This window comes from Staphylococcus sp. HMSC055C03, from assembly GCF_001809385.1.
Lineage (GTDB): Bacteria > Bacillota > Bacilli > Staphylococcales > Staphylococcaceae > Staphylococcus > Staphylococcus simulans.
In genome coordinates this window covers 252,737-273,349 of the sequence record NZ_KV797474.1, presented here as the reverse complement: position 1 = coordinate 273,349, position 20,613 = coordinate 252,737, and the positions used below count along the sequence as shown (strand labels likewise).

Annotated in this window: 22 protein-coding genes and 1 riboswitch; of the genes, 8 read left to right on the top strand and 14 right to left on the bottom strand. The window is 35.8% G+C overall.

Going from position 1 to position 20,613, the window contains the following annotated elements; genetic code table 11:
• Nucleotides 1-106: 106 nt before the first annotated feature.
• From HMPREF2603_RS01380 to HMPREF2603_RS01350, 7 genes are all read right to left on the bottom strand, one after another.
• The gene (locus HMPREF2603_RS01380; RefSeq protein ID WP_002479642.1) at nt 107-883 is read right to left on the bottom strand and encodes an N-acetylglucosaminidase; all 777 of its coding nucleotides are present in this window, start codon (nt 881-883) and stop codon (nt 107-109) included.
• Nucleotides 884-908: 25 nt separating this feature from the next.
• Nucleotides 909-1,160 (bottom strand): hypothetical protein, encoded by a 252-nt coding sequence (locus HMPREF2603_RS01375; RefSeq protein ID WP_037556062.1) that lies wholly within the window; start codon nt 1,158-1,160, stop codon nt 909-911.
• Between the two features lie 124 nt (nt 1,161-1,284).
• Complete coding sequence (locus HMPREF2603_RS01370) at nt 1,285-1,755, bottom strand: helical membrane plugin domain-containing protein (protein WP_002479643.1); 471 nt, start codon at nt 1,753-1,755, stop codon at nt 1,285-1,287.
• Nucleotides 1,748-4,705, bottom strand: a complete 2,958-nt coding sequence (fdhF, locus tag HMPREF2603_RS01365) for a formate dehydrogenase subunit alpha (protein WP_060803641.1) — start codon at nt 4,703-4,705, stop codon at nt 1,748-1,750. The genes HMPREF2603_RS01370 and fdhF overlap by 8 nt, the downstream gene beginning before the upstream one ends.
• A 561-nt stretch (nt 4,706-5,266) precedes the next feature.
• Nucleotides 5,267-5,569 carry a hypothetical protein gene (locus HMPREF2603_RS01360; RefSeq protein ID WP_002479645.1) on the bottom strand — a complete coding sequence of 101 codons (303 nt, stop codon included), beginning with the start codon at nt 5,567-5,569 and terminating at the stop codon, nt 5,267-5,269.
• Between the two features lie 117 nt (nt 5,570-5,686).
• Nucleotides 5,687-6,643, bottom strand: a complete 957-nt coding sequence (locus tag HMPREF2603_RS01355; RefSeq protein WP_002479646.1) for an LCP family glycopolymer transferase — start codon at nt 6,641-6,643, stop codon at nt 5,687-5,689.
• Nucleotides 6,644-6,707: 64 nt separating this feature from the next.
• On the bottom strand, nt 6,708-7,517 hold the full coding sequence (locus tag HMPREF2603_RS01350; RefSeq protein ID WP_057509918.1) for an inositol monophosphatase family protein: 810 nt from the start codon (nt 7,515-7,517) through the stop codon (nt 6,708-6,710).
• A 399-nt stretch (nt 7,518-7,916) separates the two neighbouring features.
• On the opposite strand from HMPREF2603_RS01350, the gene HMPREF2603_RS01345 reads away from it, so the two are divergent.
• Nucleotides 7,917-8,603, top strand: a complete 687-nt coding sequence (locus HMPREF2603_RS01345; protein ID WP_002479648.1) for a helix-turn-helix transcriptional regulator — start codon at nt 7,917-7,919, stop codon at nt 8,601-8,603.
• 26 nt (nt 8,604-8,629) lie between these two features.
• On the opposite strand, the gene HMPREF2603_RS01340 is transcribed toward HMPREF2603_RS01345, so the two are convergent.
• Nucleotides 8,630-9,346, bottom strand: coding sequence for a CPBP family intramembrane glutamic endopeptidase (locus HMPREF2603_RS01340; protein ID WP_060803640.1), 717 nt, complete (start codon nt 9,344-9,346; stop codon nt 8,630-8,632).
• A gap of 100 nt (nt 9,347-9,446) precedes the next feature.
• Between HMPREF2603_RS01340 and HMPREF2603_RS01335 the strand changes: the two genes are divergently transcribed.
• Both HMPREF2603_RS01335 and HMPREF2603_RS01330 read left to right on the top strand, forming a co-directional pair.
• The gene (locus HMPREF2603_RS01335; protein WP_002479650.1) at nt 9,447-9,791 is read left to right on the top strand and encodes a hypothetical protein; all 345 of its coding nucleotides are present in this window, start codon (nt 9,447-9,449) and stop codon (nt 9,789-9,791) included.
• A 298-nt stretch (nt 9,792-10,089) separates the two neighbouring features.
• A complete protein-coding gene (locus HMPREF2603_RS01330) occupies nt 10,090-10,962 on the top strand; it encodes a MurR/RpiR family transcriptional regulator (RefSeq protein ID WP_002479651.1) in 873 nt (290 codons plus the stop codon).
• Between the two features lie 45 nt (nt 10,963-11,007).
• Here HMPREF2603_RS01330 and HMPREF2603_RS01325 read toward each other — a convergent pair whose 3' ends face one another.
• Nucleotides 11,008-12,399 carry an amino acid permease gene (locus tag HMPREF2603_RS01325; protein WP_002479652.1) on the bottom strand — a complete coding sequence of 464 codons (1,392 nt, stop codon included), beginning with the start codon at nt 12,397-12,399 and terminating at the stop codon, nt 11,008-11,010.
• A 654-nt stretch (nt 12,400-13,053) separates the two neighbouring features.
• Between HMPREF2603_RS01325 and HMPREF2603_RS01320 the strand changes: the two genes are divergently transcribed.
• The 3 genes from HMPREF2603_RS01320 (at nt 13,054) to HMPREF2603_RS01310 (ending at nt 14,497) form a co-directional block, all read left to right on the top strand.
• Nucleotides 13,054-13,896 (top strand): formate/nitrite transporter family protein, encoded by an 843-nt coding sequence (locus HMPREF2603_RS01320; protein WP_070462900.1) that lies wholly within the window; start codon nt 13,054-13,056, stop codon nt 13,894-13,896.
• 68 nt (nt 13,897-13,964) lie between these two features.
• Nucleotides 13,965-14,318 carry a hypothetical protein gene (locus HMPREF2603_RS01315; RefSeq protein WP_023015028.1) on the top strand — a complete coding sequence of 118 codons (354 nt, stop codon included), beginning with the start codon at nt 13,965-13,967 and terminating at the stop codon, nt 14,316-14,318.
• On the top strand, nt 14,315-14,497 hold the full coding sequence (locus HMPREF2603_RS01310) for a hypothetical protein (RefSeq protein ID WP_002479655.1): 183 nt from the start codon (nt 14,315-14,317) through the stop codon (nt 14,495-14,497). The genes HMPREF2603_RS01315 and HMPREF2603_RS01310 overlap by 4 nt, the downstream gene beginning before the upstream one ends.
• 109 nt (nt 14,498-14,606) lie before the next feature.
• On the opposite strand, the gene HMPREF2603_RS13565 is transcribed toward HMPREF2603_RS01310, so the two are convergent.
• Both HMPREF2603_RS13565 and HMPREF2603_RS01305 read right to left on the bottom strand, forming a co-directional pair.
• On the bottom strand, nt 14,607-14,789 hold the full coding sequence (locus tag HMPREF2603_RS13565) for a hypothetical protein (RefSeq protein WP_070468812.1): 183 nt from the start codon (nt 14,787-14,789) through the stop codon (nt 14,607-14,609).
• A 16-nt stretch (nt 14,790-14,805) separates the two neighbouring features.
• Nucleotides 14,806-15,438 (bottom strand): HAD-IA family hydrolase, encoded by a 633-nt coding sequence (locus HMPREF2603_RS01305; RefSeq protein ID WP_060803638.1) that lies wholly within the window; start codon nt 15,436-15,438, stop codon nt 14,806-14,808.
• 203 nt (nt 15,439-15,641) lie between these two features.
• Between HMPREF2603_RS01305 and HMPREF2603_RS01300 the strand changes: the two genes are divergently transcribed.
• Entirely contained in the window at nt 15,642-16,178 is a 537-nt protein-coding gene (locus tag HMPREF2603_RS01300) for a hypothetical protein (RefSeq protein WP_002479658.1), read from the top strand.
• 134 nt (nt 16,179-16,312) lie between these two features.
• A complete protein-coding gene (gene glpT, locus HMPREF2603_RS01295) occupies nt 16,313-17,668 on the top strand; it encodes a glycerol-3-phosphate transporter (protein ID WP_060803637.1) in 1,356 nt (451 codons plus the stop codon).
• 75 nt (nt 17,669-17,743) lie between these two features.
• Here the strand turns inward: glpT and HMPREF2603_RS01290 are convergent, their stop codons facing one another.
• The 3 genes from HMPREF2603_RS01290 to HMPREF2603_RS01280 form a co-directional block, all read right to left on the bottom strand.
• Nucleotides 17,744-18,265: an SRPBCC family protein gene (locus HMPREF2603_RS01290; RefSeq protein WP_002479660.1), complete on the bottom strand. Its 522-nt coding sequence runs from the start codon at nt 18,263-18,265 to the stop codon at nt 17,744-17,746.
• 156 nt (nt 18,266-18,421) lie between these two features.
• The gene (locus HMPREF2603_RS01285) at nt 18,422-19,729 is read right to left on the bottom strand and encodes a Na+/H+ antiporter NhaC family protein (protein ID WP_002479661.1); all 1,308 of its coding nucleotides are present in this window, start codon (nt 19,727-19,729) and stop codon (nt 18,422-18,424) included.
• 68 nt (nt 19,730-19,797) lie between these two features.
• A riboswitch (SAM riboswitch) is annotated at nt 19,798-19,908 on the bottom strand.
• 89 nt (nt 19,909-19,997) lie between these two features.
• A complete protein-coding gene (locus HMPREF2603_RS01280; RefSeq protein WP_060803636.1) occupies nt 19,998-20,609 on the bottom strand; it encodes a flavin reductase family protein in 612 nt (203 codons plus the stop codon).
• Nucleotides 20,610-20,613: the final 4 nt, after the last annotated feature.

The following is a 20,613-nucleotide window of genomic DNA, read 5'->3' as shown; positions in this document are numbered from 1 at the left end:
TCAATAATCCACCTCTTTTTAACACTTCCTATTTATTCTATCATATTCCCTATTTCCTATGTATCTAGCTGGATAGCTTAAAAAAGAGGGCTGCTGCCCTCTTTGGTTATTTATAGAAGTTTTTACGAATATCATCTTTTTTAATACCATATTTTTGATAATACGTATCCATCATACCTGCAATATTTTGATCCCAACCGATGTCACTCGCATATTGATGCTGACCAGGATTGCTAGGATTCCAACGCATTTGATAAAGTGAAATTTGTCCTTTATCGAAGAAGTCTTCTCGTACAAAACGTGCACCGCCCATAATTGCACGTTCTGGTGACGTCCACTTCTGCTTTTTCGCATAACTATGGCCATGCTTCATTGCGTCTTCATCAAACGCACCGATGCCATAAAAATTATAATATGTTTTTCCTTTAAACTTAATGCCTTTCGATAACTCAGAACGACCATGTCCTGTTTCCACTAATGCATGACTGACGAGATAAATAACATTCACATCATATTTATCTTGTGCCTTTAAAAATGCGTCCCCTTTATTTTCAAGCACGCCTTTGCCTTTTAATAATTGATTCACTTCTTTTTCATCCATTGAGACAGGCTCTGAAATATCCATATAACTGATATTATGATTCTGTCTTTTAATTGCCATAGCTTGTTCAACATCTGCTTTAGATGCATTCACAAATTGACCATTGTCTTCTTTCGTATTCAATACACCTTTTGAAGTTTGAAGTTGAACAGCTTCATCAAATGTATAATTCTTATCATTGCTGAACCAATTCGTTTCATTAATGATAAATAGAATAATAAAAGTTAAAAGAATTAAGCCGACAAACAGCCTGAAAATACGCGTTTTTACTTTACGATTCATTATGCGAACTCCTCATGTATTTTTTCTATTTCAACATAAAGTATGCTGCAATGATCACAATCATCACAATTGTAAAAGAGAGATTGATAATTATCTTCATTCCTGTTCTGTCACGGAATAAAACATTAAACATCATTAAACTGATAATTAAACCGATCGCAAACATGGTAATCGCAAGCACGGCTTTCATCATAATCAAAAAAATAAAACCAAGCACGACAAATAAATTTGAAATCAGTGCTAAAGCTTTTAATATGTTCGGGTTAATCGTCAACACCTTCTTTCTATCATCTACATCTAAATTCTATTAAAGTTTATCATATTTCTGACAGCGTCGGCAGATAGATTCTGTATGTAAAAAAAGAGCCGTTCTAAACAGAACAGCTCTTATAGAATGGCGCTTAATCTTCGCGTGACATTCCTTTTAATAAGTTTACGAAATACGTAATACTTCTGTTTGCTTCATCGTCTTTCAATAAGCCGACTAAGCTAGAAATTGTTGTACGTTGATTTGGACTTGCAGCATTCGCATTTTTAAGTCCTTTGTTCAACTTAAGCAACATTTCTTCTGTACCTGCTACATCCACTTTACCAAGCATGAATACAAGTGGTGCTAAGTTGTTTAATAAGCCAGTATATTGCTCTTTATTCAACTCTTTTGTGATCTTGTTTGTAATGAAGCCACGTTTTTCAACTGCGCCGATACCAGCGTCTAAGATTTTCGCATCATCTAAGACACGCATTAAACGGATCGCTTTGATGATGACATCTTTGTTTTCTGAAATAGCATCAGTTACTTCTGCAAGATCTTTCGCTTTTTGCTCTTCATGTGAAATTTCCATACGTTTGATTTTTCTAATGTTTTCAGCCATCGTGTCTCACCTGATTTCCTGGGAACACGTAGTCTGGACGTGCCCATTTTTTCTGAACTTGAACACTGTATTGCGGGTTACGTTCTGTATTCACACGGAAGTTAGAAGGGTTAAGTGGTGACTTACCTCTACGTGTAATAACTTCCATACGTGCTGATGTACGTTTGTAAGATGGTGTATCTGTGTCTTTGTCAACGTCACTGTTTGTCAGCATATTGACTGCACCTGCAGTACCATCTTCGTCAGCGTTATTATTCATCGGAATATAGATTTCTTTACCTTTAACACGGTCAGTAATGTGAACAACTAATTCAACTTGACCTGTTGAAGAAACTAATCTAACATCTGCACCTTCATGAATACCGCGGTCTTCCGCAAGTTCTGGTGAGATTTCAACGTAAACATTCGGCACTTTGTATTTGATACCAGGCACTTGGTAAGTCATATTACCTTCATGGAAGTGTTCTAGGATACGACCATTGTTAACATGGATATCATATTCTTCATCTTCTTTGAAGAAGTTGTCGAATGTTAATGGATATAATTTGGCACGTTTATTAGGGAAGTTGAACCCGTCTAAGTATAAAGTAGGTTCATCTGTTCCATCTTCATGTACAGGCCATTGTAATGAATTGTAACCTTCTAAACGGTCATATCTTACACCAGCGAATAATGGTGTTAAGCTTGCCATTTCATCCATGATTTCACTTGGATGTGAGTAGTTCCAGTTTAATCCAACTTTGTTTGCGATCAATTGAATGATTTCCCAGTCAGGTTTTGAGTCGCCTAATGGTTTCATTGCTTGATATAAACGTTGGATACGACGTTCTGTATTTGCGAAAGTACCTTCTTTTTCAAGTGAAGGACTAGCTGGTAAAACAACGTTTGCGAAACGTGCTGTTTGTGTCAAGAATGCATCTTGAACGACTAAGAAGTCGACTTTTTCAAGTGCTGCTTGTACAAAGTTGATGTTTGCATCTACGATACCAGTGTCTTCACCATAGATGTACATTGCGTCGATTTCATCGTTATGGATACCTTCCATCATTTGATGGTTATCACGTCCAGCAATAGCTGGTAGTTCCATACCCCATGCTTTTTCGAATTTCGCACGTACTTCATCGTCAGTTACATCTTGGTAACCAGGGAATTTATCCGGCATACTACCGCCATCACTACAACCTTGTACGTTGTTGTGACCACGTAATGGATAAGCACCTGTACCTTCTCTTCTATAGTTACCTGTTACTAATAACAAGTTAGAGATTGCAGTACTTGTATCACTACCGATGTCTTGTTGAGTAACACCCATCGCCCAAGCGATACATACGCCATTAGAATCAACCATTTCATGTGCGAAGTGAATCAAGTCATCTTTAGGAATACCTGTTGTTTCTTCCGCAAATTCTAATGTGAATGGTGCTAATGATTTGTAGTACTCATCGAAGTGATCTACCCACTCATCGATAAATGCTTTATCGTGAAGGTCGTTATCGATAATGTATTTCGTAACTGCAGCTAACCATGCCAAGTCAGTACCTGGTTTTGGTTGATAGAATTTGTCTGCACGTTCAGCCATTTCATGACGACGAATGTCGAATACATGAAGTTTGTTACCGAATAATTTATGTCCACGTTTGATTTTAGAAGCAATAACTGGGTGAGCTTCAGCAGTGTTTGTACCTACTAATACCACCATGCCTGCTTTCATTAAATCATCCGCTGAACCTGAGTCACCACCGTGACCTACAGTTCTGAATAAACCTTTCGTTGCGGGTGCTTGACAATAACGTGAACAGTTATCGACGTTATTTGTACCCATTTGACGTGCTAATTTTTGCATCAAGTAAGATTCTTCAATTGTACCTTTAGATGATGCGATGAATGATAATGCATCTGAACCTTTAGCTTCTTTGATACGTAAGAAGTTTTCGCTAATTACGTTCAATGCTTCTTCCCACTCTACTTCAACGAATTCGTCACCTTTACGTACTAAAGGTTTCGTTAAACGTTCTTCAGAGTTGACGAAGTCCCAACCGAATTTACCTTTCACACAAGACGAAATACGGTTAGCTGGTGAATCATGTTGCGGTTGAACTTTAAGAATTTCACGGTCTTTCGTCCATACATCAAATGAGCATCCCACACCACAGTATGTACATACTGTTTTCGTTTTCTCAATACGTTCTTCGCGTAATGCAGATTCTGAATCTGAAATTGCGAATAATGGACCATAACCTGGTTCTGCTTTCTTAGTTAAGTCAATCATGTCTGCTAATGTACCTGGTTCAGTATCAGTCATGTAACCTGCTTCACCCACCATGTGGTTTTCCATCATTGCGTTACATGGACATACAGTCGCACATTGTCCGCAAGATACACATGATGATTCGTTGATTGATACGTCGTTATCCCAGATAACACGTGGTTGTTCACGTTCCCAGTCGATTGATAATGTTTCATTGACTTGAACGTCTTGACAAACTTCTACACAACGACCGCAAAGAATACATTGACTTGGGTCATAACGATAGAAAGGACCGAAGTCTTTCTCGTAACCTTTGTCTTTATATTCATATGATTGTTCCTGAACACCGAATTCATCCATTGTATTATGGATTTCACAATCACCGTTGTTGTAGTCACATACTGTACAATACAGAATGTGCTTTTCTAAAATACGATCTAAAGCTTCTTTTTGAGATGCTTTAACATCGCTGTTTGTCGTATTAACGACCATTGGTCGATCAATTGTTGTGCCGCATGCACGTGCAATCTTTCCGTCGATTTCTACTGCACATGTATCACAAGTTTCAATCGGCCCTAATGATTCGTTATAACAGATTGACGGCACAAATGTATCTCTAGATTTAATAAACTGGAGAAGATTCGTACCTGGTTCCACAAGATAGTCTTTCCCGTCTAATGTAAGGACAAGATGTTCTTGCATGTAATCACCCCTATATTCTGAGGTCTTGCAAATGTGTTTAAGCTGATGACATACCGACAGGTATACTGCATTCTGATTGATGAGGGTCAAAAGAACAGTATAAGAGTCGCATGAAATCCCCGATGTCACGCTTATGTCACAGATACGAATGTATGTATCAACATTAATATCTATTGAAATTAAGCAATCTTTAGATGAACAATGCAACGAAGTTTGCGGTTGCATCTCACTTCCTTTAGAAACATTCAGCCTCTAAAGATTCAACTCATTTCCTAAACCTCTATTTATTTTATATATTCCGTAAATATTGAAGACTAGTCTTTTTTTGCCCCACGCAATAAAAAATAGTCTTATTACTAATTCTATTACTTTTAAAGTTAAATGTTAAGTCCCATACTTATATATTCTCTCTAAAGTTGACATATTAAACTTTTTATTCATGAATCTCTTTTTTTGGTGCCGATTTAAAGGATTTAACATAATGTATTACTCTATTTCATAGACGAATTAGTTTAAACTTTCTTTTAAAAAATACCGACATATCACATGCCGGTATTTTGCTTACTTATCGTGTAATCTACCTAATACTTCTTGTTTAATAATATTGATAGCTTCATCAAATTTTTCTTCATTATGGTTTGCATCTGCATGTGCAATTAATGAATTGACTAAATCAGCATCATTATATTCGCTGACTTTCAATTTGAATTGATCAATTCCAACTTCTACAGTGTTGCCATTCGGTTGGAATTCATTGATGCCATAATAATTATCTGCACCTAAGCCGCCTTCATCAACCATTTCAGATACATCTTGTACTTCTTTTTCATCTACTTTATTTTGATCTTTATTATTATTTGTCATAAAAAATTCCCCCTCTGTTTATCATTACCCCAAAACATGTATTTTATTTATATACAATTTTAAATTTTAGGGTAAAATAATACCAAGGCAAAGATTAACCCTGCCTCGGCATTTCATTTATAATTCTAAATTTTGTCTTAGCGCATTTGAAACGTTATTCAATGAACTTTCATCAGGTACAAAGTAATAAACGCCATCACTTTGAATACCTCCACCGCCTTGTAGTTCTAAACGGTTCATATTTTCATTTGCTTTTTGATATTTAGAACGGACTGTATTTAATTCACCTAGAGATAGGTCAGTTGTAACATTCTCTTTGATTTGATCCGTCACACCATTAAAGTTCGTTAGTGACTTCACACTTGTTAATTCATTCGCAATACCACGTAACACTAATTGTTGGCGCTCTTGACGACCGAAGTCACCGCCTGCACCTTCTTCTTTACGTGAACGGATAAACGCTAAAGCTTTGTCACCATCTAAATGTGTTTTTTCGCCTTTCACAAAGCTGTAACCACTATAACTAAATGTCGCATTACTGATAACATCTACACCGCCGATTTCATCGACCATACCTTTGATGCCATCCATATCAACTGTCGCATAATGATCAATCGGTACATCCAACAATTTCTCAAGTGATTTCACAGCCATATCCGGACCACCATACGCATAAGCATGATTGATTTTCTCTACTGAATCATGTCCGACAATTTCAGCTTGAGTATCACGTGGGATACTGACAATTTCAGTTGTCTTTTTATCTGGATTAATAGATAACACCATGATTGAGTCAGAACGTTGTCCGTCCCCTTCACTTTGACGTTTTTCATTACTATCCACACCAAATAAAGCAATTGTGAATGGATCACCTTTGTTTAAATCTACTTTTTCTTTTCGTAATTCTGATTTGTCTCTGTCTAGAGGGTTATGAATCTTTCCTCCAACCGCAAAAATCTTAATTGCTAAATAGATTGCTGCAACAAGCGCAAGTATTACTAAAATTCCAAATGCCCATAATAATATTTTTGGTACAAGTCCCATTTTACGACCAGGTTTATCTGTTCTCTTCACCCAACCACTCCTCATCTTTCATTTCAATCCATTATATTATAGTTGATTTTAACTAACATGGTGCTTAAGTCTTAGTTATTTTATTAACTTGATAACCGCCTTTTTGATTTAATATTTCAAGGACCGCTTCATGACACCCTTTATTACTAATAATAAACGGTCCGCCAACCGCAAAATCAATTGGTTCATTATCAAGATTCGTCATTTTCAAATCAAGTTCTTTCGCAAATAAAAACTGTGCAGAAATATCCCACGGTTTCGCATTTGTATTAATGTGTGCTCCGAATTGACCTTTCATCACGCGTAAAGAATCTAATCCGCAAGCCCCGATTAATCGATAACTGAATGCTGCCGCTTTTAAATCTGCTTGTGTATGATCATTTAAAACATATGGATTATACGACAGAATCATTTCACTGATATCTAAAGAAGGAACCTTAGGCATACGTACTTCATTTTCAAATGCACCTTCATCTCTGATGGCTTTATAAAGTGTATGGTGCGGATAATCATAAATGTAAGCAAGCATCGGTTGACCTTCAGAGAAATAGCTTAAGATAATACAATAATCTGTTTTTTGTTTTACTAAATTCGCAGTACCGTCAATCGGATCCATTATCCAAACATCGCCATGTTTCGCATCTACTAAATCATTATTTTTTTCTTCAGCGAAAAGTTCATGACTTGGGTAATGTTCTTTTAAAAATGCGTCAAATTGATCTTGAATCATTTGATCTACATTGGTTACTAAATCAAACTGATTTGCTTTTGTTTCTGTATGCATATCCGCAATCAGTTTAGGAATAATATCATCCAACCCTTTCAACCAGTGTCTGATTGCTTGGTCTAATTGAAGCAGTTGATTACGATTCAAATTACACACCTCATCCTTTATTTTTCTTATGTATGTTTTCATTCTAGCATGGAACACAAATGAACTGTTAACGACTTTATAATCAATAAAAAAACCGACTAGCTTAACTAGTCGGCATAGAAAGGAAAGTAAGTAATAATATTGAAGATGTTAATTAACTAGTGATTCGCACGTTCTAATAAATCACACGACATGATTTATCATTACCCCTTTGTTCACTAAGTGCTATCTCCTAGTTACTAATGATAGTTTAGCACATAATTTTATAAAATGTAAGCGTTTACTTGAAATTTTTTCGACTTTTTTTAATTTTTTCTACAAGTACATTACCTAAAAACATCAAATTTTAAGAGATATGATATAATGATTGTAATATGTAATATATCGGAGGTGGCTTAATTGAATAAAATAGAACGTCAAAATAAACTTGTTCAGGCAATTGAAACCAACCATCAACTCACTGCAGCACAACTTGCGAAAACACTTAAAGTTTCAAAGCGTACGATATTAAGAGATATCCAAGATCTTGAAAAACAAGGTGTCCAAATTATCGCAAAACAAGGCATGCTCGGCGGATACCAGATTCAAAGCCATCCTGCACCGATTCAACTCGAATTAAACGAAGCACAAATGCTAGCTTTATTTATGACATTAAACGAGAGTCAATCTTATTCTCGTTTACCTTATAAAAAAGAAATTGCACAAATTATCAAGAAATGTCTCAATCAGCCAGCAACACATATCAGACGTTTGTTAAAACGCATGGATCGCTACATTAAATTTGAATCTAATCCAAACGAGACAATACCGCAAATCTTTTCAGACTTATTAATTTATTGCGCAGAGCGTAATGTGATGTTAGTCGAATATGATTTGGAAAGTGAGACCTATACTGAAAATGTCATCTTTATCGGATTGATATGTCGCAAAGCTGAATGGCGTGTCGTTATTTTCGATATTGGTCATGGACATACAAAAGAAATACCGATTCAAGCGATTCAAGACATCTCTTATTCATTCCATAAAACATTAAAGACTCACGATATTACTATCTATAATTATCAACAATTTTTAAAATCCAACTAAGGGATACACCTCAGTTGGATTTTTTATTATAGATATAAAATTGTGATGATAAAAGAAACAAAATTATTCGCGATGTGAATTGCGATAGTAGCTGCAGTATTTTTACCTGATTTGAAATATACATAAACAATAACAATTGCCATAATTAAATAGGACCCGATTTCAAATGGAGATTCGGATCCTGTAACATGAATCAACGCAAAGCCGATAACCGAAATAATCGCCATGACAATATAATTCAATTTCTTCCCTAACTCTCCAATCAAAATGGTACGGAAGAATAATTCTTCAACAACAGGACCTATAATTACTACAAAAATAAATGTGAAAGGTAAAAATGCCGGATTTCTGAACAATAATTCTAATTCCTGTTCATTTTGTGTTTCTGTATACTGTAAATTTTCAGGCAAGAACGAAACCAAATAATTGTAGAGTGTTTCTCCTCCCATTGCGATCAGCAGCATAATCAACAAAAACAACCAATGTTTCTTAACATAATGCCATCCTGATGACAATTTCATAGGCATTTCACTATAGTGAAAATAATAGTAAATAATTAAAAGTGCGATATATGTATTGATTTGACCTATAGCTGAAATTGGAATCAATGTTTCAACGGTCATCGGTACATTAAAATTGGCTGCTATTAACGTTTCTAAAAAAGTAAATAGAAAGATTAAAACAAAACCAATCGGAATTAACGTTAAATCTCTCCATGCTGGCTTATTATTTTTTAACTCCATAAGATGCTCCTCTATACAAAATTTAACTTCTCATGCATTTATCTTAAGTTATCGGCTTTCAAATCACAAATTAAATTTATCTTTTAAGGAATGATTAGTAATGACAAAACAAACCATTGAAACAGATATTTACGCACAACTGATTCATTTGATTACTTTAAGCGACACCTATCATCACTATATAACTTTAAATCAACAGAAACCTGCTGAACAGACTGCAAATGATATCACAACATATCTACAAGCATATTATCATAAAGCACAAAGCTTAGTTGAAACACACCCTTCTTTTATTACACAACGCTACTGTGACTTATTAGCCAAATTAATCTTGCAGCCGTTAGTAATCCTTAACACTGGCAATACAAATGTGATGATCAAAACGTGGCAAAAACCCATTCATCACTTGCTTTTTCTTTTAACCTCACACTCAATTATTGACTAATTTTTTAATATTTTAACGTTAATCGTTTAAATCTTTATCAGTTAGGTATGATAATACTAGTGAGTGTTGTTTTTAAAATTCTCAATTGTGTTAGCTGTCATCCTATAGTACACTAGAAACCATTATAAAGATGAACTGATAATTGGGAGACTGTCGGTTTGTCTGAGTCGTGCTTTAATAGGCGTACAAACAATAATCAAAGTAAACTGTAGCAACTAAGGGTTCTGTTTACTGCTATCTATGATTTACAAAACAAATGAAAAAGCAGCTTTGTTTTTTCATAGAGCAGGTGATTATGATGACAAACATACTATTTAAACTAGAAACAAAATATAATGTTTTAACTAAAAGCGAGAAAAAAATCGCAGACTTTATTTTAAAACGGCCACAAAAAGTCATTGATATGACAACTTTAGATTTAGCGAACAGCACCAATACCAGTCCTTCTTCGGTCGTCCGCTTCGGTTACAAAGTAACAGATGGCGGCTTTCAAGAATTAAAAACGGAAGTATCAAAATACCTTTCCAAACGTACAAAACCCCAACCTATTGAATTACAACCGAATGAATCGATTGATTCTATTAAACGCAAAATGTTGTCACGTAGCACTCAAACATTATGTAGAGTTTCAGATGAAGTTGACGAACAGAAGATTGAACAAGTCTGTATCAGGTTGAAGCGTTCACGTACCATCTTCTTATTTGGCTTTGGCGCTTCCTTTGTTTCAGCATTAGATTTAACACAGAAACTATCTAAGGTTGGTTTAAATGCACAATGCGTTGAAAGTGTGCACGCGTTAATCAGTTTAATTGCAACCCATGATGCTCGTGATACATTATTCTTAATTTCTAATAGCGGTGAACACAATGAACTCGAAGCCATTGCACGTGTTGCGTCGGATTATCATTTGTGCCTGATTACCTTAATGGGTACACATCATAATCCGATGACACGCTATAGTGATATTGATTTGATTTACAGCGAATCAGAAGAAAATGAGTTTCGTATGGCGGCTACTACTTCTCTGACAGCCCAGCTCTTTACTATCAATGTGCTGTATTACCGTTATTTGTCTATGGACTTTTCAAATGCGTTAGATACAATTACGCAATCTAAAATGGCTTTAAACAACTATAAGAAACATCTTTCTAAAATTAAATTTGAACATTAAAAAAGAGTTGAGCATAACGCCCAACTCTTTTTCATTTGTCTTATATTATTCTAAATGTTGATCTTTGTAAGGTAATTTGTCGTATCCTCTGATGAAGTAGAACGCTGTCATGAAACCTAAGAATAAGAATCCGATAACAACTGATACAACTGTTTCTTTATTAAGCAACATACCGATTAATACGATAATTAAGAAAATAATAGTCGCATAACTTGCTGGTGCCCCGCCTGGCATTTTGAATGGATGACCTTGGACTTCTTCAGGATGAAGGCGTCTGAAGCGGATATGACTGATTAAAATCATAAACCAAGGAATCATACCAGGTAAGATTGATGCACTATAAACATATACGAAAATACTGTCTGCACCTTTAATGAATAAAGGTAAGATAACGTTTAAGATAACACCGATAAAGATACCGATTGAAATCGCAAGTACTGTGTACACAGGTACACCATTTTTCATTACTTTCAAGAAGAATCTAGGTAATTGTTTGTGTTGTGCCAATGTATATATCATACGGCTCGCACTGAAGATACCTGAGTTACATCCTGACATTGCGGCTGTTAATACTACGAAGTTGATTAAACCAGCTGCAATTGTAATACCGACTTTCGCGAATGTTGCTACGAATGGACTACCGATTGTACCAAGTTGATCCCATGGATAAACAGTTACAATAACGAAGATAGCTCCGATATAGAAGATTAAAATACGCCAGATAACACCGTTAACTGCTTTTTTAATATTCTTTTGAGGATTTTTAGTTTCCCCTGCTGTGATACCGATTAATTCTACACCTTGATAAGAACCTACAACGATTGATAAAGCAAAGAAGAAGCCAAGCCAACCGTTAGGAAGGAAACCGCCGTGTGACCATAAGTTAGATAAACCGATGGCATTTCCGCCGTTACCAAGTCCGAAGAAAATCAATCCGAAACCAGCAATAATCATTAAAACAATAGTGACAATCTTGATCATCGCGAACCAGAATTCAAATTCACCGAACGCTTTAACTGATACTAAGTTCGCTGAAGCTAATAATACAATAACGATAACACCAGGAATCCAATCCGGAAGTTCTGGGAACCAATATCTCATGTATTCTCCGACTGCGATAACTTCACTCATACCAACTACAACCCACTGGAATATGTTACTCCAGGCTGTTAAATATCCTGCTACTGGATGAATATAGTCACTTGCGAAGTTCGCAAATGAACCTGTAGTAGGATGTAAGTAAACCATTTCTCCCATTGCACGCATTACTAAAAATAAAAATAGTCCAACAATTAAATAAGCAAAAATAACAGATGGTCCTGTCCATTTAATTGTACTTGTCGCACCCATAAATAAACCAACGCCGATGGTACCACCGAGTGCGATCATTTGAATCTGTCTAGAACTTAATCCCCTGTGTAATTGAGTTTCTTCCATTAGAAAATACCCCTTCTCTTTCATGATTTCCAGGCCCTATTACAAGTTATCGATAGCTGCCCCATTCTCTCTTTCTATTTCAGCGTCCCAATTTACTAAAATTTAAAAGATTGCGAAAAATTTAACAATGTTTCTTTTTGCTATCGATTTGTAACTTTTCAAGCCCATTGAGGCTATTATACTATAAAATTTCTAGATGAAAACATAAAAATTACACTTTTATGTATGCGCTTTCATTTATTTTTTCCTAAAATACAACAAAAGCAGTCATCGCGCATTTTAATGCATTTCGCACTCAAATAAAATATTGTATTCCTAAAACACACACAATGAACAGTGTCCATTTAGTAAATACATTTTATTTGAACATTATAGCACGGAGTTTTATAAAAGCGCAATGTACTTTTGATAATTTTCTGATTCTTTGTCATGTACATAGAGACAATTGTCTTTTTGACACAATCACTGTTTTATATACAAATGCAGTATTTCAATAATTTTCACGAGACAGTCATATTTATGAAAAAAGTTTATGTGAAAGTATTCACAAAAATAAGAAATGCGATTATACTATATGCATTACAGAAAATGAGATAACCCTCTCAGCCTGAATTAATATTAAACATTTTGCTAGAGCGAGGAGTTTTTTTAGGAATGAACAGTGAAAAATATATCCGTTGGGATAATGTATTTTATGGACGTAAATGGGTTAAAGAAGTTGTTAAAACTATCCAAACTAAAGACGTCTTACAAGCGACTTATTTTAAGCGCTATTTATTACGTGCCATGATGGCAGGTTTTATTATCAGTATTATTGCAGTCTTTGTATTAGCCATTAAAGCTGGTTTTGTACAAGAAGTACACACAGGAGAAATCAACACAGGAATTATCAACATCGTCGGATCAGTTGCCTTCAGCTTTGCCTTAGTACTGATTCTTTTTACCAATTCAGAACTCCTGACAAGTAACTTTATGTATTTCACAGTGGGTTTATATTATAAAGTTATTTCGCCATGGCGCGCTTTCCAAATCTTTATGTTATGTTTCATCGGTAATATGTTAGGTGCCCTAGCCTTCTTTATTATCTTACGTTTCAGTGATGTCGTTACACCAGAAATGATGAAACAATTAGAAGTCTTGCTACATCACAAAACAATGACAGCTGACTTTACTCAAATATTAGCTAAAGCAATTTTTGCCAACTTCTTTATCAATATCTCATTAGTTATTGCGATGCAAATTGAAGACATTCTAGCAAAAATGTTTGTGATGATGTTTGGGGTTGCTATCTTCGCATTCATGGGTTACGAACACGTTGTTTACAACGCATGTCTATTTATCGGCGGCGCTATTTACCAATCAGATGTTTTACACTTCTGGCCTGCAGTCATCAATATCATAGCTGCATTCATCGGTAACTATATCGGCGGCGGATTAATCATCGGTCTATTCTATGCTTACTTGAATGACCATAAACAATTTAAGAACGATCTTTAATATGCATACGACGCACCAATATACTATGTTATAATTTGAGTGAACTGAATTGAAAGGAGACGTCAACATTGTCTAAACAATTAGTTTCACGCGGACTATTATATACATTTATATTTGGTGCGTTATTCTTTTTCTTAAACCGCTCAGCCAGTCAAGAATCGCTGACACATACTTTAATTATGTCGGTAATTGCTGCTGTGGTATTCGGTGTATGCTATGTCGCTTTGTTTAGCGCATTGACTTCTCCAGCTAAAAAAATGAAAGTCGGGATTGTATTACCGATTACCGTTATACTCGGTATTGTTATCGGACACTTTACAAATCATATGAAACTTGGAGTAGGCCTTGGCCTAGTACTTGGTATTGTCATTGCCTTTCTCTGGGATTATTTATCAAAGGATCATAAAGGAGAATCAGAGTGAAGCTTACCTTAATTATTATTATCATTGTGCTCCTTATCATCAACCTTGTACCAAACTATCTCATGTACAAACGTTTGAAAGCACAAGGTGAACAAGCAAACCGTCGTGCATTAATGATTGGAGTAGACGCAATTTTATTAGTCTTAGTCATCGTCGGTCTAGTTTATATGTTGAAATAAACAAAACAGAGGATTCAAAAGCCGTTAACTTTTGAACCCTCTGTTTTTATTATAATTTTAATTTCATTAATGGTTCGTATCCTCTTTTTCCATCAGTTGCTCATTAAGGTTATAACTGCCCTTTCAACACAAACTGATAAACTAAGTAGGCAGATATCAAGTAAATCATAGAACCTATCATGAACGCGCGAAACCTGACATTCATCGGCACCCTTCTATTAAAGATAGGTGCAAGTATTAAGTTTCCAACGCCAATAATTAACGGTCCTGCTAAAAAGAATAATAGCAACATGCGCTCACCTGCTCACTTAAAAATATTGTTTCATAATTGTTTCAGCATCTAAATTCATTCCTTCTAAATTTAAATTGCTGAAATCCATCTGTTCAGTCATCTGATTAGTATTTACAATTACTCCAAGTCCCGCACGTTCTGCAGCAGTTGCACCATTGACTGAATCTTCAATAGCTAAACAACTCACTGGATTCATATTCAATTGTTGAACCGCAGTTAAGTATAAGTCTGGTTCAGGTTTGACCGCTTCTACATCTTCTCTTCCGACAATCACTGCAACCCGATTTGTTAATCCTAATGCTTGAAGTGCAGGTTGAATCGCTTCACGACTACTGCTCGTTGCAATCGCAAAAGGAATATGTTTAGCCTCTAAATGTTCCATCAAACGACTGATATTTTCAATCATCGATAGATGTCGACTCTGTTGATGATGATCATCATACAATGCCTTAGTTGCTTCTTCTCCAATTTGTGATTCTATATATTGATGCAACCCTTTGGCTGCACCGCCGATGGATTGACGATAAAAATCTACTGAAATTGGATCTTTTTGATATGCAGTTAAATGTTGATTGATCACATCAAACAAATGTTGTTCTGTATCAATAATCGTACCATCAAAATCAAATACGACTGCTCTATATCGCATGATGTATTCACTCTCTTTCTTTCCTATGTATTACACTCATTATATTGAAAAAATGACAAAATTAACAATTATCTTCATTTCGTCCAAAAGTCCTAGTGAAAAAGTTTTTAAAGCGTGATACAATTTACAATGAATTTGAACAACACGCAATCCATCCATCTTATGCCACTCAAATATAAATTATACTTCTGGAGGAATTGTCTATGTTTATAGATAAATATGACACTTTTATTATTAATATAGGGCATCTATCAACATGGCTTAAGCGAAGACAATTATTAAAATTATGCAGACAACTTCAAAGCAGTCACGCTGTTCAAGCAGAATTCACTCGAATTAAACAACAGCCTGTTTTAAAAGTCCGTATTCCAAAATGCAACCTGCCTTACTTCATCAGTTTCTTAAGTTATCACAACTACCCTATCTACCAGATTTTACCTTTTGCAGACAAAGATTTCGTCTATCAATTTGCGCCGAATATTCAAGCTTCTATGCATTTCAAACTTAAAATTGACGGTTTACAAGATATGTTTGTCAAAGATAAAATCATTGATATTATGCAGTTTCTTAAACATCAAGAAGACATTAAATATGTACTCACAACGTATCACATTGATATTTCATGTACACCGCACGTATTATCTAAATTGATTCATGCGCTTGCGACACAAAACATCGATGTATTAGGTGCGAACTACAGACCACGTATCGCTCAGCATAAATATTCTACAATCTCATAATTAAGTATACCGTTCTGACATTCCATGATTGGAGTGTCTTTTTTTATATTAAAACTAAAAAATAAAAATGTTCATTGCTCTTTTGTAAATTTAGTATTAAGGTTAAGTTAATTATTTGTAAAGGAGGCGCTTTCTTGTTTAACTTCTTAAAACCGCCAAAGCCGATTGCTCCTCTACCAAAAGAGCAAGTTGATGATACATATAAACAACTACGAATGAAAGTATTCTTAGGTATCTTCATCGGTTATGCGGGTTATTATTTATTACGCAAAAACTTTTCTCTTGCGATGCCTGATTTGATTGAACAGGGGTTCAGTAAAGGTCAATTAGGTATTGCCCTGTCCGCCGTTTCAATCGCATACGGTTTTAGTAAATTTGTGATGGGAACTGTCAGTGATCGAAGCAACGCACGCATGTTCTTAACACTAGGATTGATTTTGACTGCAATTGTCAATCTGTTGCTTGGTTTTGTTCCATTCTTTACTTCAAGCATTTTAATCATGTTTATTATGCTGTTCTTAAACGGCTGGTTCCAAGGTATGGGGTGGCCGCCTTCAGGTCGTGTCCTCGTCCATTGGTTCAGTGTGAGTGAACGAGGCAGTAAAACAGCCATTTGGAACGTCGCACATAATGTCGGCGGCGGCTTAATGGCACCGATTGCGACTTGGGGCATTTCTATGACTGCCTTATATAACTTCGGTTATTTAAAAGGATTTGAGGGTGTCTTCATTTATCCAGCATTACTTGCGATTATCATTGCGATCATCTCTTATATCTTAATTAGAGATACACCACAATCACAAGGTTTACCACCGATTGAAGCATATCGTAATGATTATCCGACCGCTTCAAGAACAACACTTGAAACAGAATTAACTACCAAAGAAATCTTGTTCAAATATGTGTTGAATAACAAATGGGTATGGGCAATCGCTTTCGCAAATATCTTCGTCTACTTCGTTCGTTATGGTGTACTTGACTGGGCACCAGTCTATTTAAGCGAAGAGAAACATTTCGATATGAAATCCTCTGGATGGGCTTACTTCCTTTACGAGTGGGCTGGGATTCCTGGGACATTACTGTGTGGTTGGATCTCAGATAAACTCTTCAAAGGACGTCGTGGTCCAGCAGGTTTCTTCTTTATGTTAGGTGTAACTATTTTCGTATTAATCTACTGGTTAAACCCTCCAGGTAATCCATTAGTAGATAACTTAGCACTCGTAGCGATTGGTTTCTTAATCTATGGACCAGTGATGTTAATAGGCTTGCAAGCATTAGATTATGTACCTAAGAAAGCAGCAGGAACAGCTGCCGGGTTAACAGGTTTATTCGGTTACCTATTTGGTGCAGTCATGGCTAACATCGTACTTGGTTTCGTGGTTGATCAATTTGGTTGGGATGCAGGTTTCATCTTATTAACAGTGATTAGTATTCTAGCTATGTTAAGCTTTATTCTGACTTGGAATAAACGTGGTCAAGAAACTGTCTAATTGTTGAAAATTGAATATATAAAATAAAACAAGCGACATACGCTGCTTTCTAGCATTGTGTGTCGCTTGTTTTGATTAAAATTCTTCTTTGTCTTCTTGCATTTCTCTTAAAATGTCTTGAAGCTTAATGAACATATTTTCAAAGCCGTGTGCCGTCGCATCATGATATTCTTTCTTCTGCTGTTTGTATTCCAAAGTTGTCCAACGTCTTTCTTTCGGAACAACAGCAGTATAACGGAAGTTCATTTGTGTCATGTCTGAACCTGGTTCACGTTCAAAAATTTCTACTTCAATCGTATCTTCTTTGTCGCTCAGTTCAGGCATACCGATGGTCATCACAATTCGGTTAGGTGCTTCTAGTTCTTGGAAGACCCCTGTTACTCTGTTCTTTTTACCGTTACGTTCATCAACAATTTCATAACGTCTGCCTTCTTCTGGAATCAAGTCAATCGATTGATTTGAACGGTTAGAAGTCATGAACCAACGTCTCATGATATCCGCATCTGTCCAAGCTTGATAAATCAATTCGGGCGGGATGCGCATAAAACGTTCCAATGATATGACTACGACGTCATTTTCAATATTATATCTTGCCACTCTGTCGTCACCTACTTTCGCACTCTTTATTATTCTAACGCATTTAGAAGCATAAGCCAAAGTAATCCTACTAGCAAAGCATTTGTCACTATGCCTCTGTGGTTATTTCACAACAAGATTACTTTAACATTTTTCAAGTGAGAAAGTAAAAATTATTTACGCTTTTTGTTTACGTTTATTCAGTTTTGGAAAATTAAAGATGATTGCGGCTAATCCGCTGATTCCTAAAATAATCGGATAAATCGAATAAGGCACTAGCATAAATGGCGAAATACCTGCGACACCCGCAGCCGCAATGACTTGCGGACTATAAGGTAAAAGGCCTTGGAAACAGCTGCCGAAAATATCTAAAATACTTGCTGATTTTCTTGGGTCGATATCATATTCATCTGCGATATTTTTAGCTAGTGGACCTGCCATTAAAATAGAAATCGTATTATTCGCAGTTGAAATATCTGCGGCACTGACTAAACTTGCGATACCGAACTCTGCACCGCGTCTTGATTTGACCTTGCTGCGAACAAAATTAAGTAGCCATGTAATACCGCCATTATGTTGAATGATGCCGATTAAACCACCGATCATTAATGCGATAATCGCAATATCTTCCATGCCGATCATACCTTCTGAAGCGGCTTTCAAGAATCCGATCCAGTTAAATGAGCCGTCGATTAAACCGATAATACCTGAGAGTACTGTTCCACCTATCAAAACAATAATCACATTCACACCGATCAAAGCTAAGATTAAAACTAATAAATATGGAATCACTTTAATAAATTCAAAGCTGTAATCTTTTGTACTGCTGATTGTTGCGCTATGTGTCAAAATACCTAAAATAACCATCGTTAAAATGGCACCTGGCAATACAATTTTAAAGTTTACTTTGAACTTATCACTCATTTTTGTATGTTGTGTACGTACTGCAGAAATTGTCGTATCCGAAATCATAGATAAGTTATCTCCGAACATCGCACCGCCGACAACTGTTGCCATGGCTAGTGCTGCTGAAATATCAGTCGCCTCACTAATCCCAAAGCCGACTGGTGCAATGGCTGCGACTGTACCAACTGATGTCCCCATAGAAATAGAAACGAACATACAAATAATAAACAAACCGATAATCAATAAGTTGCCTGGAATTAAACTTAATCCTAAATTAACGGTAGATTTCACGCCGCCCATATCTTCAGTCACTTTTGAAAATGCGCCGGCTAATACGAAAATCAAGACCATCAAAATAATATTAGAATGGCCTGCACCTTTGGTGAAGACTTCAACTTTCTCTGTGAATTTTTCTTTGCGATTCATTATTAATGCGACAATAACCGCAATCGTAATCGCAATATTTAACGGCATCTTCGTAAAGTCGCCAGTAATAATCCCAACACCTAAAAATAAACCGACAAATAGAATTAAAGGAATCAGTGCGACTGCATTGCCTTTTTGTTTCTGTTCAGACATGATTCAAACACCTCACTCATGATATTAAAAAATCCTTTTTTCAGCTAAGAAAAAAGGATACATTATGTTTCTTATCTCTTAGCAAATAGTTGCTATGGGAATTGGCACACGCGTCGCTATCAGCGAACCATGTTGCCGAGGTTTCAAAGTGCCCATCACTCCACCTCTCTTGATAAGCTATATTTATTTTTATTTTTTGAATCTTTTTAAACCTATCATGATTGTAATAGTTAGTCAATCATCAAAGTATGAACTTTTCATTAAGCAATTATTCTGTTGGTCTTTCTAATACAAATTCTTGACCTAATTTTACATAGTCATTACCCGCTAAACGACCAACAGGATGTAACGCTTGTACATCAATTTTATGCGGTTCGATATAAACATCATCAGCGATGTGATAACGTACAACTTCACCTAAGATTAAATCGCTGCCCGCTTTGTCATCACCGAGTTCAATCACACGATCCAGTTTACACTCAAATCGGATTCGCGCCCCTTCGACTGCTGGTACATTAACGACATCTGAAGGAATTGTTTTAAAATCTGTACGTTCTAACTCATTTGCTTCACGTTCAATCGGTGCAGCAGTATTATTAATACCTTCAATCATAGACAATTCAGAAATGTGTACCACAAATTCTCCAGTATCAATAATGTTTTGTGCTGTATCTTTACGGACACCTTCTGTGCGTCCAGTTGAAATCATAATCATCGGCGGATGACTGCTGACCACATTAAAGAAACTGAATGGTGCCGCATTTAAATTACCTTCTTTATCTTGAGAAGTCACAAAAGCAATCGGTCTTGGTAAGACGCTGCCGCTTAATAATTTATAATTTTCTCTTTGCGTTAAATCTTTAGAGTTAAAATGTTTCATCATT